15 protein-coding genes are annotated in these 13,375 nt (G+C 54.1%); 11 read left to right on the top strand and 4 right to left on the bottom strand.

Features of this window, described 5'->3' with window-relative positions:
- Positions 1-10: 10 nt before the first annotated feature.
- A complete protein-coding gene (cyaY, locus tag HV352_RS23120) occupies positions 11-331 on the bottom strand; it encodes an iron donor protein CyaY (protein ID WP_003828967.1) in 321 nt (106 codons plus the stop codon).
- Between the two features lie 138 nt (positions 332-469).
- Here cyaY and HV352_RS23115 point away from each other — a divergent pair, with 138 nt between their 5' ends.
- The 8 genes from HV352_RS23115 to corA all read left to right on the top strand — a co-directional run bounded on the left by HV352_RS23115 (position 470) and on the right by corA (position 7,543).
- The gene (locus HV352_RS23115) at positions 470-673 is read left to right on the top strand and encodes a lipoprotein (protein WP_003017937.1); all 204 of its coding nucleotides are present in this window, start codon (positions 470-472) and stop codon (positions 671-673) included.
- Between the two features lie 48 nt (positions 674-721).
- Positions 722-1,546: a diaminopimelate epimerase gene (gene dapF / locus HV352_RS23110; protein WP_016155126.1), complete on the top strand. Its 825-nt coding sequence runs from the start codon at positions 722-724 to the stop codon at positions 1,544-1,546.
- Positions 1,543-2,250 carry a DUF484 domain-containing protein gene (locus HV352_RS23105; RefSeq protein ID WP_181635106.1) on the top strand — a complete coding sequence of 236 codons (708 nt, stop codon included), beginning with the start codon at positions 1,543-1,545 and terminating at the stop codon, positions 2,248-2,250. The genes dapF and HV352_RS23105 overlap by 4 nt, the downstream gene beginning before the upstream one ends.
- A complete protein-coding gene (gene xerC, locus HV352_RS23100) occupies positions 2,247-3,149 on the top strand; it encodes a tyrosine recombinase XerC (protein WP_049040600.1) in 903 nt (300 codons plus the stop codon). Before HV352_RS23105 ends, xerC begins: the two co-directional genes overlap by 4 nt.
- On the top strand, positions 3,149-3,865 hold the full coding sequence (gene yigB / locus HV352_RS23095; RefSeq protein WP_016155129.1) for a 5-amino-6-(5-phospho-D-ribitylamino)uracil phosphatase YigB: 717 nt from the start codon (positions 3,149-3,151) through the stop codon (positions 3,863-3,865). Before xerC ends, yigB begins: the two co-directional genes overlap by 1 nt.
- An 88-nt stretch (positions 3,866-3,953) precedes the next feature.
- On the top strand, positions 3,954-6,116 hold the full coding sequence (gene uvrD / locus HV352_RS23090) for a DNA helicase II (RefSeq protein ID WP_016155130.1): 2,163 nt from the start codon (positions 3,954-3,956) through the stop codon (positions 6,114-6,116).
- 265 nt (positions 6,117-6,381) lie between these two features.
- Complete coding sequence (gene ysgD / locus HV352_RS23620; RefSeq protein ID WP_212723238.1) at positions 6,382-6,438, top strand: YsgD/CorL family protein; 57 nt, start codon at positions 6,382-6,384, stop codon at positions 6,436-6,438.
- A 154-nt stretch (positions 6,439-6,592) separates the two neighbouring features.
- Positions 6,593-7,543 carry a magnesium/cobalt transporter CorA gene (gene corA / locus HV352_RS23085; protein ID WP_003017920.1) on the top strand — a complete coding sequence of 317 codons (951 nt, stop codon included), beginning with the start codon at positions 6,593-6,595 and terminating at the stop codon, positions 7,541-7,543.
- Positions 7,544-7,584: 41 nt separating this feature from the next.
- Here the strand turns inward: corA and rarD are convergent, their stop codons facing one another.
- A complete protein-coding gene (gene rarD, locus HV352_RS23080; protein WP_016155131.1) occupies positions 7,585-8,478 on the bottom strand; it encodes an EamA family transporter RarD in 894 nt (297 codons plus the stop codon).
- A 51-nt stretch (positions 8,479-8,529) separates the two neighbouring features.
- Positions 8,530-8,997: an acyl-CoA thioesterase YigI gene (gene yigI, locus HV352_RS23075; RefSeq protein WP_003017917.1), complete on the bottom strand. Its 468-nt coding sequence runs from the start codon at positions 8,995-8,997 to the stop codon at positions 8,530-8,532.
- Between the two features lie 165 nt (positions 8,998-9,162).
- On the opposite strand from yigI, the gene pldA reads away from it, so the two are divergent.
- The 3 genes from pldA (at position 9,163) to rhtC (ending at position 12,635) form a co-directional block, all read left to right on the top strand.
- Positions 9,163-10,032, top strand: coding sequence for a phospholipase A (gene pldA / locus HV352_RS23070; RefSeq protein WP_016157849.1), 870 nt, complete (start codon positions 9,163-9,165; stop codon positions 10,030-10,032).
- 88 nt (positions 10,033-10,120) lie between these two features.
- On the top strand, positions 10,121-11,950 hold the full coding sequence (recQ, locus tag HV352_RS23065; RefSeq protein ID WP_019078429.1) for an ATP-dependent DNA helicase RecQ: 1,830 nt from the start codon (positions 10,121-10,123) through the stop codon (positions 11,948-11,950).
- Positions 11,951-12,014: 64 nt separating this feature from the next.
- On the top strand, positions 12,015-12,635 hold the full coding sequence (gene rhtC / locus HV352_RS23060) for a threonine export protein RhtC (RefSeq protein ID WP_016155134.1): 621 nt from the start codon (positions 12,015-12,017) through the stop codon (positions 12,633-12,635).
- 44 nt (positions 12,636-12,679) lie between these two features.
- Here rhtC and rhtB read toward each other — a convergent pair whose 3' ends face one another.
- The gene (rhtB, locus tag HV352_RS23055) at positions 12,680-13,300 is read right to left on the bottom strand and encodes a homoserine/homoserine lactone efflux protein (RefSeq protein ID WP_049281624.1); all 621 of its coding nucleotides are present in this window, start codon (positions 13,298-13,300) and stop codon (positions 12,680-12,682) included.
- Between the last annotated feature and the right edge of the window lie 75 nt (positions 13,301-13,375).

Raw genomic sequence — 13,375 nt, 5'->3', positions numbered from 1 at the left:
GCAATAAAACTTAACGGAAGCTCACCTCTTCACCCGCCTGCTGTGTTGCCGCCTGTTCTAGCAGATCCCAGAACGTTTCGCCGCTACGATCGCAGATCCACTCGTCGCCTTTCAGGTCAAAGTGGTAGCCGCCCTGTTTGGTTGCCAGCCACACCTGATGCAGCGGCTCCTGACGGTTAATAATAATTTTGCTGCCATTTTCGAAGCTGATGGTCAGCACGCCGCCGTTGATCTCACAATCGATATCGCTGTCGCCGTCCCAGTCGTCCAGACGCTCTTCAATGGTCATCCACAGGGTGTCAGCAAGGCGATGAAATTCACTGTCGTTCATTTTCTTATCCTGTTTTTCGTGATGACGGCAGTATAACCTGAAACAAAACGCGTTGCAGATTACAGGCTAACTCTTGCTTTTACGCCTTCTCCTGCGATGATAGAAAACAGAAAGCATGAACTTTACAGGCAATCGATAATGAAAAACGTGTTAAAGCCACTCGCTGTCATTTTTACTCTGTTCAGCCTGACGGGCTGTGGGCTAAAAGGCCCGCTCTATTTCCCGCCAGCAGATAAAACCGCGCCGCCTCCGACCAAGAGCGTTCAGCCGCAATCGCAATCCACCACGCCAGAGAAAAACGATCGTGGGATTAGTGACGGGCCTTCTCAGGTGAATTACTGACGGCAGGAATAGATGTATATTTCTGTACCCGCGTGAACGGAGTGAATGATGCAATTCTCTAAAATGCATGGCCTTGGCAACGATTTTATGGTCGTCGACGCGGTAACGCAGAATGTCTTTTTCTCACCAGAGCTGATCCGCCGCTTGTCCGACAGGCATCTCGGCGTTGGATTTGATCAACTGCTGGTGGTTGAACCTCCGTATGATCCGGAGCTGGATTTCCACTACCGTATTTTTAATGCCGACGGTAGTGAAGTGTCACAGTGTGGCAATGGCGCCCGCTGTTTTGCCCGCTTTGTTCGCCTGAAAGGGCTGACCAATAAGCGTGATATTCGCGTCAGTACCGCTAATGGTCGTATGGTATTAACCGTAACCGACGACGAGCTGGTACGGGTGAATATGGGTGAACCCAATTTTGAACCCGCGCAGGTTCCGTTTCGCGCCAACAAAGCAGAGAAGACCTATATTATGCGCGTGGCTGAACAGACAGTATTGTGCGGCGTGGTTTCAATGGGGAACCCGCACTGCGTAATTCAGGTTGATGATGTTGATACGGCCACGGTAGAAACGTTGGGGCCGGTTCTGGAAAGTCACGAACGCTTTCCTGAACGCGCCAATATCGGATTTATGCAGGTGGTAAAGCGCGAGCACATCCGGCTGCGCGTCTATGAGCGCGGCGCGGGTGAAACGCAGGCCTGCGGCAGCGGTGCGTGCGCCGCTGTTGCGGTTGGTATCCAGCAGGGCCTGCTGGCAGAAGAAGTGAGGGTGGAATTACCGGGCGGTCGACTTGATATCGCCTGGAAAGGTCCGGGTCATCCGCTGTATATGACTGGCCCGGCGGCACATGTCTACGACGGATTTATTCACTTATGAAGCAACCAGGGGAAGAACTACAGGAAACGCTCATGGAGCTGGACGACCGGGCGGTCGTCGATTACCTGCAACGTAATCCTGAGTTTTTTATCCGTAATGCCCAGGTAGTTGAAGCGATGCGTGTTCCACACCCGGTGCGGGGCACGGTCTCTTTAGTGGAATGGCATATGGCGCGGGCACGTAATCATATTAACGTGCTGGAAGAGAATATGGCGTTGTTGATGGAACAAGCCAACGCCAATGAAAGCCTGTTCTATCGTCTGTTAAATCTGCAAGCCCGGCTGGTATCGGCCAGCAGTCTTGACGACATGCTGATGCGATTTCATCGCTGGGCGCGTGAGTTAGGGCTGGCTGGGGCGACGGTTCGTCTGTTCCCGGATCGCTGGCGACTTGGTGCGCCATCAAAATTCACTCATCTGGCATTAAGCCGTCAGGCTTTTGAACCGCTGCGTATTCAGCGTCTGGGCCAGTCACTGCACTATCTTGGACCGCTCAATGGCCCGGAACTTCTGGTCATGATGCCCGAAGCGAAAGCAATAGGCTCGGTGGCGATGTCGATGTTGGGGCAAGATGGATCCCTGGGCGTGATGCTGTTCAGCAGTCGCGACGTTAATCATTACCAGCAGGGGCAAGGTACGCAATTACTACAGGAAATCTCGCTGATGATGCCGGAACTGCTGGAGCGCTGGATTGAACGCGTATGACCGACTCACCCCTTTCTCAGGATGTGGCACGCTTTTTACGCTATCTGGGCGTTGAGCGGCAGCTTAGCCCGATCACATTGCTGAATTATCAGCGTCAGCTTGATGCCATCATTGCGTTAGCCGGAGAGACCGGTCTGCAAAGCTGGCAACAATGTGACGCTTCGATGGTACGCAGTTTTGCCGTGCGCAGCCGTCGTAAAGGGCTAGGGCCGGCGAGCCTGGCGCTGCGTCTCTCCGCATTGCGCAGTTTCTTTGACTGGCTGGTTAATCAGGGCGAGCTGAAAGCCAATCCCGCAAAAAGTGTTTCCGCGCCGAAAGCACCGCGTCATCTACCTAAAAATATCGATGTCGACGACGTTAATCGTCTGCTGGATATCGACCTCAACGATCCCCTCGCCGTGCGCGACCGGGCAATGTTAGAAGTGATGTACGGCGCAGGGCTGCGTTTGTCTGAACTGGTTGGGCTGGATATTAAACATCTCGATCTCGACACCGGCGAAGTATGGGTGATGGGGAAGGGCAGTAAAGAACGTCGCCTGCCAATTGGCCGCAATGCAGTGGCGTGGATTGAGCACTGGCTGGACCTGCGGGGGCTATTTGGCTGCGATGACGATGCGTTATTCCTGTCAAAACTGGGCAAACGCATTTCTGCGCGTAATGTACAAAAACGCTTTGCGGAATGGGGGATCAAACAGGGGCTGAACAGCCACGTACATCCCCACAAATTGCGCCACTCTTTTGCGACGCATATGCTGGAGTCGAGCGGCGATCTGCGCGGGGTACAGGAGTTATTGGGGCATGCTAATCTCTCCACTACCCAAATCTATACCCATCTTGATTTTCAACACCTGGCTTCAGTGTACGATGCGGCGCATCCACGCGCCAAACGGGGGAAATAATGCGTTTTTACCGGCCTTTGGGGCGCATTTCTGCGCTCACCTTTGACCTTGATGACACCCTTTACGATAACCGTCCCGTTATCACACGCACCGAGCAGGAAGCGCTCGCGTTTGTACAGAATTACCATCCGGCGCTGAATTCGCTGCAAAATAGCGACCTACAGCGCTTACGTCAGGCCGTTCGCGACGCCGAGCCGGAAATCTACCACGACGTTACCCAATGGCGTCACCGCGCCGTAGAGCGCGCTATGCTGGAGGCGGGATTGTCAGAAGCAGAAGCCAGAATGGGGGCGAATGCGGCGATGATGAATTTCGCCAAATGGCGTAGCCGCATTGACGTCCCGCAGGCGACGCATGACACGCTGAAGGCGCTGGCCCGCAAATGGCCGCTGGTGGCGATCACCAACGGTAACGCACAGCCAGAACTGTTCGGCCTGGGAGATTACTTTGAGTTTGTGCTGCGCGCCGGTCCCGACGGGCGATCAAAACCGTTCAGCGACATGTATGCGCTGGCGGCGGATAAACTGAAAATGCCCGTGGCTGAGATTCTGCATGTGGGCGATGACCTGACGACAGACGTGGCGGGGGCCATCCGTTGCGGTATGCAGGCCTGCTGGATCAAACCGGAAAATGCCGACCTGATGCAAACCGCAGACAGCCGTTTGCTGCCGCATATCGAAATTTCACAGTTGGCATCTCTGACCTCGCTGATATAATCACCAGCAGAACTCTGTATATATACCCAGCTTTTTGGCGGATGGCGCTACGCTTATCCGCCTTACCTACTTTTACGCGGCGGTGCCAATGGACGTTTCTTACCTGCTCGACAGCCTTAATGATAAACAGCGTGAAGCGGTGGCCGCGCCACGCAGCAACATGCTGGTTTTGGCCGGCGCGGGGAGTGGTAAAACTCGCGTGCTGGTGCACCGTATCGCCTGGTTACTGACGGTAGAGAACAACTCGCCATACTCCATTATGGCGGTGACCTTTACCAACAAAGCGGCGGCGGAAATGCGCCACCGTATTGGCCAGATCATGGGAACCAGCCAGGGCGGTATGTGGGTGGGTACATTCCACGGTCTGGCGCACCGTCTGCTGCGCGCGCACCATATGGATGCGAACCTGCCGCAGGATTTCCAGATCCTCGACAGCGAAGACCAATTGCGTTTGCTCAAGCGTTTGATCAAGGCGATGAATCTTGATGAGAAGCAGTGGCCGCCGCGTCAGGCGATGTGGTTTATCAATAGCCAGAAAGACGAAGGGCTGCGCCCGCACCATCTGCAGAGCTATGGTAACCCGGTTGAGCAAACCTGGCAAAAGGTGTATCAGGCCTATCAGGAAGCGTGTGACCGCGCGGGGCTGGTGGATTTCGCCGAGCTGTTGCTGCGCGCCCATGAACTGTGGCTCAACAAGCCGCATATCCTGCAGCACTACCGCGAACGCTTTACCAATATCCTGGTAGACGAATTCCAGGATACCAACAACATTCAGTACGCCTGGATCCGCCTGTTGGCGGGCGATACCGGCAAAGTGATGATCGTTGGCGATGATGACCAGTCGATCTACGGCTGGCGCGGGGCGCAGGTGGAAAACATCCAGCGCTTCCTCACGGATTTCCCGGGCGCAGAAACTATTCGCCTGGAGCAGAACTACCGCTCTACCAACAACATCCTCAGCGCGGCCAACGCCCTGATTGAAAACAACAACGGGCGTTTGGGTAAAAAGCTGTGGACCGATGGCATCGACGGCGAACCAATCTCACTGTACTGCGCGTTCAACGAACTCGATGAAGCGCGTTTTGTGGTCAATCGTATCAAAACCTGGCAGGACAACGGCGGTGCGCTGGAACAGTGCGCCATTCTGTATCGCAGCAACGCCCAGTCGCGCGTGCTGGAAGAGGCGTTGTTACAAGCCAGCATGCCGTACCGTATCTATGGTGGGATGCGCTTCTTTGAACGCCAGGAAATCAAAGATGCGCTCTCCTACCTGCGCCTGATCGCTAACCGTAATGACGACGCCGCATTTGAACGCGTGGTGAATACGCCAACCCGCGGGATTGGCGATCGTACATTAGATGTCGTGCGTCAGACCTCCCGTGACCGCCAGCTTACGTTGTGGCAGGCCTGTCGTGAGCTGTTGCAGGAAAAAGCCCTCGCGGGTCGCGCCGCCAGCGCCTTACAGCGTTTTATGGAGCTGATCGATGCGCTGGCGCAGGAGACCGCCGATATGCCGCTGCACGTGCAGACTGACCGGGTGATTAAAGACTCCGGCCTGCGCATGATGTACGAGCAGGAAAAAGGCGAGAAGGGTCAGACGCGTATCGAAAACTTAGACGAACTGGTGACGGCAACGCGCCAGTTCAGCTACAACGAAGAAGACGAAGACTTAATGCCGCTACAGGCGTTCCTGTCACACGCCGCGCTGGAAGCAGGCGAAGGGCAGGCGGATACCTGGCAGGATGCGGTACAACTGATGACGCTGCACTCGGCGAAAGGTCTGGAATTCCCCCAGGTATTTATCGTGGGTATGGAAGAAGGCATGTTCCCCAGCCAGATGTCGCTGGACGAAGGTGGGCGCCTCGAAGAAGAGCGCCGCCTGGCTTACGTAGGCGTGACTCGCGCGATGCAAAAGCTGACGCTGACCTACGCCGAAACGCGTCGTCTGTACGGCAAAGAGGTTTACCACCGTCCGTCGCGCTTTATCGGCGAACTGCCGGAAGCGTGCGTTGAAGAGGTTCGCCTGCGCGCCACGGTTAGCCGCCCGGTGAGCCATCAGCGGATGGGCACGCCAATGGCGGAAAATGATACCGGCTACAAGCTCGGCCAGCGCGTGCGCCACGCTAAGTTTGGTGAGGGCACCATCGTTAATCTGGAAGGAAGCGGCGAGCACAGTCGTTTGCAGGTCGCGTTCCAGGGGCAAGGGATCAAATGGCTGGTGGCGGCCTACGCCAGACTGGAAACGGTTTGATCGGTTTGGCTTTGCCGGATGGCGACGCTGGCGCGTCTTATCCGGCCTACAGACCGGGTAACATTTTGATTTCCAGGCCGGACAAGGCGAAGCCGCCATCCCGCTATCTGTCGGTTAATATTCTGAAATCATAGATAAATAATTCCCCTCTGCTAACCTTTTTGTATAAGGGGAAATTATTACTTTTTCGCCATCTGTTGCGTGTTGACGTCAAAATTTTGCTGGCGTAACATGCGCGCACGATTACGCTAAGAGGACATTCGCCTTGGACACACCCAGTAGATACTGGCTCATTATCCTGTCATCCAGGATCAACTCCTAAGGCTATCCCTTTTTGCTGATAGCCTTCGCGGTTGTCAGCGACCTTCTGTTTTTTCCCGTCGCGCTGAGTCAGGCTGTTTAATGGTCTGAAACCCAATTTGTTTCTGTGTGCCCTCCGAACTGTCCGATAATTTTTTGCATTGGGAGTCCCGGTCATGCTGAGCGCATTTCAACTGGAAAACAATCGTTTAACTCGCCTTGAGGCAGACGAGATCGAGCACCTGGCCAGTTCGGTTTGGGTCGATTTAGTCGAGCCGGATGACGAAGAACGAAACCGTGTGCAAAAGGACTTGGGCCAGAATCTGGCTACGCGCCCTGAACTGGAAGACATCGAAGCATCTGCGCGTTTTTTTGAAGACGAAGACGGTCTGCACATTCACTCCTTCTTCTTCTATGAAGATGCCGACGATCACGCGGGTAACTCAACCGTCGCATTTACCATTCGCGAAGGTCGCCTGTTTACTCTGCGCGAGCGCGAGCTGCCGGCATTTCGCCTGTACCGCATGCGTGCGCGTAATCAGGCGATGGTGGATGGCAACGCTTACGAGCTGCTGCTCGACCTGTTTGAAACTAAAATTGAACAGTTGGCGGATGAGATCGAAAACATCTACAGCGACCTGGAAAAACTCAGCCGTGTGATCATGGAAGGGCGTCAGGGCGATGAATATGACGAAGCGCTTTCGACGCTGGCGGAACTGGAAGATATTGGCTGGAAGGTCCGCCTGTGTCTGATGGATACCCAGCGCGCACTGAACTTCCTGGTGCGTAAAGCGCGTTTGCCGGGGAGTCAGCTGGAACAGGCGCGCGAGATTCTGCGCGATATCGAATCCCTGCTGCCGCACAACGAATCACTGTTCCAGAAGGTTAACTTCCTGATGCAGGCGGCGATGGGCTTTATCAATATCGAGCAGAACCGCATCATCAAGATCTTCTCGGTGGTCTCTGTGGTGTTCCTGCCGCCGACGCTGGTGGCTTCCAGCTACGGGATGAACTTTGAGTTCATGCCGGAATTGCACTGGAGCTTCGGTTACCCAGGGGCGATTGTCTTTATGATGCTCGCGGGTCTGGCACCGTATCTGTACTTTAAGCGCAAGAACTGGCTGTAATGGCTGTGCCGGATGGCGGTTACGCCTTATCCGGCACTTCTTCAGCTCCGACGTACCCGTCGTTGCGTATAAATCGCATCCATCACGAAAACTGCCAGCGCCACCCAGATAAACGCAAACGTGACCATTTTATCCGCTCCCGGAACTTCACCGTAGAAAGTGACGGCCAGCAGGAACATTAGCGTGGGTCCGATATACTGGAAGAAACCCAGCGTGGACAGACGCAGGCGGGTCGCCGCGCCGGTAAAGCACAGCAGCGGAATGGTGGTCACGACACCTGCAGCAATCAGCAGCAGATTGAGTGACATGGGGTTTTGACCCATATGGCTGGTTGGGCTGTCCGCGATGCCAAACAGATAGATAGCCGCAACGGGTAAAAGCCACAGGGTTTCGATCAGCATGCCGGTTTGTGCTTCGACGGCAATCTTCTTGCGTACCAGACCATAGAAAGCAAAGCTGAACGCCAGGCCCAACGCGATGATTGGCAGCGATCCGAAGGTCCACAGCTGTACCAGTACGCCGCAGGCGGCTAACAGTACCGCCAGCCACTGCATGCGACGAAAGCGCTCGCCGAGGAAAAGCATTCCCAGCACAATATTCACCAGCGGGTTAATAAAATAGCCCAGGCTGGCTTCCAGCATATGATGATTATTGACCGCCCAAATGAACAGCAGCCAGTTTCCACCGATGAGCACTGCAGAGAGCGCCAGCAGGAAGATCTTCTTTGGCGTTTGTAGCAGCGTTTTGATGCCCGACCACTGGCGACTGATGCTCATCAGTACCACCATAAAGAAAAATGACCAGATGACGCGGTGCGTCAGGATCTCATCCGCCGGGACATAGTAAATCAGCTTGAAGTAGGCAGGAGCGATACCCCAAATAAAATAAGCAGCAAGAGCGAGTAACACGCCCTGCCGCGTTTGTTTAGCATCCATCGGGAAAACTCATTTCAGAAATGTAACAGCAGTTTACCTTTTTTTGGGCACTTACCCCACCATATAAGTGGCGGTTGCGCTGGCAATATAAAGCTGTTCTTCGTTATGCAGTTCCACGCGCGCAACGGCGACTTTATTCCCCGCCCGCAGCAGGCTACTGGTGGCGGTAAAGCGATTTCCTCTCCCCGGGCGCAGGTAATCAACGCGCAAATCTATTGTCCCCATACGTGACATTCGCTGACGCAGTTCGTCCTCGCTGATCGTCTCATGGCGGGTCAGCGTACTGCCAACGCACACCAGCCCGGCGGCAACGTCCAGCGCCGACGCGATCACGCCGCCATGCAGAATGCTTTGCGCCCAGTTGCCGACCATCATCGGTTGATTATTAAAGGCTAATTGAGCAAATTCTTTCTCATAGCGTTCAAGCTCCAGACCCAGCGCCCGGTTAAACGGCATATGATAGACAAACATTTCACCCACTAACTTCAGCGCTTCCTCAGCAGTAAGTACGGCAGACATACGATCCCTACATCTCAATGGTTAATGAAATGTTGATATTATGCTTATTATTTGTTGTTTTCTACTTTAGGACGGGATAACTAACGAGGAACTCGCTAAGTATGTAGAATACTTGCCAGATAATTATACAATTCATCAATATTTTGGTTCAGGAGAACATTACCGATGCGGGCGATTCTGGGATGGTTACTACCAGCAGTCATGCTGCCGTTGACCGCGTATGCGCAGGAAGCGACAGTGAAAGAGATTCATGATGCACCGGCGGTTCGCGGCAGTATCATCGCCAACATGCTGCAGGAGCATGACAACCCTTTCACGCTTTATCCTTATGAGACCAACTATCTCATCTACACCAATACCAGCGACATGAACAAAGAGGCGATCAGCAGCTATAGCTGGTCCGAAAATGCGCGCAAAGATGAGGTTAAGTTTCAGCTAAGCCTGGCGTTTCCGCTCTGGCGCGGAATATTAGGCCCGAACTCGGTACTCGGCGGTTCCTATACCCAGAAGTCCTGGTGGCAGCTTTCGAACAGTGAAGAGTCTGCGCCGTTTCGCGAAACCAACTATGAACCGCAATTGTTCCTCGGTTTCGCCACCGACTATCGCTTTGCCGGTTGGACGCTCCGCGATGTCGAAATGGGCTATAACCATGACTCCAATGGTCGATCCGACCCCACCTCACGTAGCTGGAACCGCCTTTACACCCGGCTGATGGCTGAAAACGGTAACTGGCTGGTGGAAGTTAAGCCGTGGTACGTTATCGGCAGCACTGACGATAACCCTGATATCACCAAATATATGGGTTACTATCAGTTGAAAATGGGTTATCACCTGGGTGACGCGGTGATCAGTGTGAAAGGTCAGTACAACTGGAATACCGGCTACGGCGGCGCAGAGCTGGGGGCCAGTTATCCCATTACCAAGCATGTGCGTCTTTATACCCAGGTCTACAGCGGCTACGGCGAATCACTGATTGACTACAACTTCAATCAGACCCGTGTTGGCGTGGGTGTAATGCTTAACGATATCTTCTGACAGGTATTGAGAGTATTTTAATCATTGCAGTTTCTCTCTCAGGCGCTGAAAATAGCGCCTGTTTTTATTTCAGGCTAATGGGGTTAATGTGGCGCAGGCGGAAGTGTTGAATCTGGAAATGGGCGCTAAACAGGTTTTGCAGGAAACCTTTGGCTACCAACAGTTTCGCCCTGGTCAGGAAGAAATCATTGATACCGTGATCGCTGGTCGCGACTGCCTGGTCGTTATGCCGACCGGTGGCGGAAAATCCCTGTGCTATCAAATTCCCGCATTATTGCTTAACGGCCTCACCGTTGTTGTTTCTCCGCTGATTTCTCTGATGAAAGATCAGGTCGATCAACTGCTTGCCAACGGCGTGGCGGCCGCGTGTCTGAACTCCACCCAAAGTCGTGAGCAGCAGCTTGAGGTGATGGCAGGCTGTCGTAGCGGGCAGATTCGCTTACTGTACATTGCGCCCGAACGCCTGATGCTGGATAACTTCCTTGAAAATCTGGCGCACTGGAACCCGGTGCTGCTGGCGGTTGATGAAGCGCACTGTATTTCGCAGTGGGGGCATGATTTCCGCCCGGAATACGCCGCGCTGGGGCAGTTGCGTCAGCGTTTCCCAACTCTGCCGTTTGTCGCGCTGACCGCGACCGCGGACGAGACAACCCGGCTGGATATTGTGCGTCTGCTGGGGCTCAACGACCCGTTAATTCAGATCAGCAGCTTTGATCGCCCGAATATTCGCTACATGTTGATGGAGAAGTTTAAGCCGCTCGATCAACTGATGCGCTACGTGCAAGAGCAGCGCGGTAAGTCCGGTATTATCTACTGTAACAGTCGCGCTAAAGTAGAAGACACCGCCGCGCGTCTGCAAAGCCGAGGCATTAGCGCCGGGGCTTATCATGCCGGGCTGGAAAACGCCGTACGTGCGGAAGTGCAGGAGAAATTCCAGCGTGATGACCTGCAAATCGTTGTGGCGACCGTGGCGTTTGGCATGGGAATCAACAAACCTAACGTACGCTTCGTGGTGCATTTCGATATTCCGCGCAACATCGAGTCCTATTACCAGGAAACCGGCCGCGCCGGGCGTGACGGCCTGCCTGCGGAAGCAATGCTGTTTTACGATCCGGCTGATATGGCATGGCTGCGCCGTTGCCTCGAAGAGAAACCCGCCGGGCAACTGCTGGATATCGAACGGCATAAGCTCAATGCGATGGGGGCGTTTGCCGAGGCGCAAACCTGTCGTCGTCTGGTGCTGTTGAACTATTTTGGCGAGGGGCGTCAGGAGCCGTGTGGTAACTGCGACATCTGTCTCGACCCGCCAAAACAGTACGACGGACTCATGGATGCGCGCAAAGCGCTGTCGACTATCTACCGTGTTAATCAACGCTTTGGTATGGGTTATGTCGTGGAGGTTCTGCGCGGAGCGAATAACCAGCGAATTCGCGAGCTGGCCCATGACAAGCTGCCTGTCTATGGCATTGGTCGTGAGCAAAGCCACGAACATTGGGTAAGCGTTATCCGCCAGCTTATTCATCTTGGGCTGGTGACGCAGAATATTGCTCATCACTCCGCGTTACAGCTAACCGAAGCCGCGCGTCCGGTACTGCGTGGTGATGTTGCGCTACAGCTTGCGGTACCGCGTATTGTGGCGCTGAAACCGCGAGCGATGCAGAAATCCTTCGGTGGCAACTACGATCGCAAACTGTTCGCCAAATTGCGGAAGCTGCGTAAAGCCATTGCTGATGAAGAAAATATCCCGCCGTATGTAGTGTTCAACGATGCCACGCTGATTGAAATGGCTGAGCAGATGCCAGTTTCACCGAGCGAAATGCTGAGCGTTAATGGCGTGGGGATGCGTAAACTTGAGCGTTTTGGCAAAGAGTTTATGGCGCTTATTCGCGCGCACGTTGATGGTGACGACGAAGAGTAGTCAGCCAGGCAAAAAAGTGCCAGGATGGTGACTCACTGAACTATTTCCCCCGCGAGTCATTTTTATGTTAACGCTATTTTTCACCGTTGCGTTGGTGCATATCGTTGCGCTGATGAGCCCTGGTCCCGACTTTTTCTTTGTTTCTCAAACAGCGGTTAGCCGTTCGCGCAAAGAAGCCATGATGGGCGTGCTGGGTATTACCTGTGGCGTCATGGTCTGGGCTGGCGTAGCGCTGCTCGGCCTACATCTGATTATCGAAAAAATGGCCTGGCTGCACACCATTATTATGGTGGGCGGGGGGCTGTATCTGTGCTGGATGGGTTATCAGATGCTACGCGGCGCGTTTAAAAAACAGGATGTTGCGACTCCCACTCCGCAGGTTGAGCTGGCGCAGAGCGGACGCAGCTTTTTGAAGGGGCTGCTGACCAACCTGGCGAACCCTAAAGCCATTATCTATTTTGGCTCCGTGTTCTCATTGTTCGTTGGCGATAACGTGGGAACGGGCGCACGCTGGGGGATCTTTGCCCTGATCATCGTGGAAACGTTGGCGTGGTTTACCGTAGTCGCCAGCCTATTTGCACTGCCGAAAATGCGTCGTGGCTATCAGCGTCTGGCGAAGTGGATTGATGGTTTTGCCGGTGCGCTGTTTGCGGGCTTCGGTATCCACCTGATTATTTCGCGTTAAGTTTCTTCCGGGCCGGATAAGCGCAAGCGCCTCCGGCACCTTCATCAGGCATGCCGTGCCGAGGCTAACAAGGCGCCTATCAGCATAAACAGCGAGCCAAACACTTTGTTTAACGCTTTCATTTGCTTTGGCCCTTTAATCCAGCCAGCAATGCGCGTGGCCAGCGTCGCGTAACCGATCATCACAATGATATCGACCACGATGGTCGTGACGCCAAGCACCACGTACTGCATTAACTGCGGTTCCTGCGGCAGGATAAACTGCGGGAACAGGGCTGCAAGGAAAACGATGCTCTTGGGGTTGGTCAGATTAACAAAGACTGCGCGTTTGAACAGGTGGCTGCGCGATTGCGTATTCGCCATGGTGTTCAGATCGATAGCACCCGCTGCCCGCCATTGCTGAATACCCAGCCAAATCAGATAGGCCGCCCCCGCCCACTTCAGCACCTCAAATGCGATCACCGAACGTGAAAATAGCGTTCCCAGTCCTACGCCAACCAGAACGATATGAATGCCAAGTCCGGTCTGTAAACCAGCAATCGACGCGCTGGCGCCGCGATAACCGTGACTGATGGCGGTGGTCATGGTGTTGATTGCGCCAGAGCCTGGAGACAAGCTCAAAATAATAGAGGTCAACAGGTAGGCGAACCACCATTCAAAGGTCATGAGAAACTCCCGGATTGTCTATTTTTATGCCACAATACGCTACTGCCGTTAGGTTGTGTCAGCGACGGCGAAAAA

Origin of the sequence: Citrobacter sp. RHBSTW-01044 (assembly GCF_013781945.1) — a bacterium.
GTDB classification, from domain to species: Bacteria; Pseudomonadota; Gammaproteobacteria; order Enterobacterales; family Enterobacteriaceae; genus Citrobacter; species Citrobacter braakii.
The sequence above is the reverse complement of the archived record's forward strand: the minus strand, read 5'-3'. Positions and strand labels throughout refer to the sequence as shown.

Excerpts from the sequence above, each read along its gene's own strand:
- HV352_RS23115 (WP_003017937.1), top strand. The coding sequence starts at position 470 with ATGAAAAACGTGTTAAAGCCACTCGCTGTCATTTTTACTCTGTTCAGC.
- pldA (WP_016157849.1), top strand. The coding sequence starts at position 9,163 with ATGCGGGCGATTCTGGGATGGTTACTACCAGCAGTCATGCTGCCGTTG.
- rhtB (WP_049281624.1), bottom strand. The coding sequence starts at position 13,300 with ATGACCTTTGAATGGTGGTTCGCCTACCTGTTGACCTCTATTATTTTG.
- rarD (WP_016155131.1), bottom strand. The coding sequence starts at position 8,478 with ATGGATGCTAAACAAACGCGGCAGGGCGTGTTACTCGCTCTTGCTGCT.
- yigI (WP_003017917.1), bottom strand. The coding sequence starts at position 8,997 with ATGTCTGCCGTACTTACTGCTGAGGAAGCGCTGAAGTTAGTGGGTGAA.
- cyaY (WP_003828967.1), bottom strand. The coding sequence starts at position 331 with ATGAACGACAGTGAATTTCATCGCCTTGCTGACACCCTGTGGATGACC.
- uvrD (WP_016155130.1), top strand. The coding sequence starts at position 3,954 with ATGGACGTTTCTTACCTGCTCGACAGCCTTAATGATAAACAGCGTGAA.
- yigB (WP_016155129.1), top strand. The coding sequence starts at position 3,149 with ATGCGTTTTTACCGGCCTTTGGGGCGCATTTCTGCGCTCACCTTTGAC.
- rhtC (WP_016155134.1), top strand. The coding sequence starts at position 12,015 with ATGTTAACGCTATTTTTCACCGTTGCGTTGGTGCATATCGTTGCGCTG.
- corA (WP_003017920.1), top strand. The coding sequence starts at position 6,593 with ATGCTGAGCGCATTTCAACTGGAAAACAATCGTTTAACTCGCCTTGAG.
- dapF (WP_016155126.1), top strand. The coding sequence starts at position 722 with ATGCAATTCTCTAAAATGCATGGCCTTGGCAACGATTTTATGGTCGTC.
- xerC (WP_049040600.1), top strand. The coding sequence starts at position 2,247 with ATGACCGACTCACCCCTTTCTCAGGATGTGGCACGCTTTTTACGCTAT.
- HV352_RS23105 (WP_181635106.1), top strand. The coding sequence starts at position 1,543 with ATGAAGCAACCAGGGGAAGAACTACAGGAAACGCTCATGGAGCTGGAC.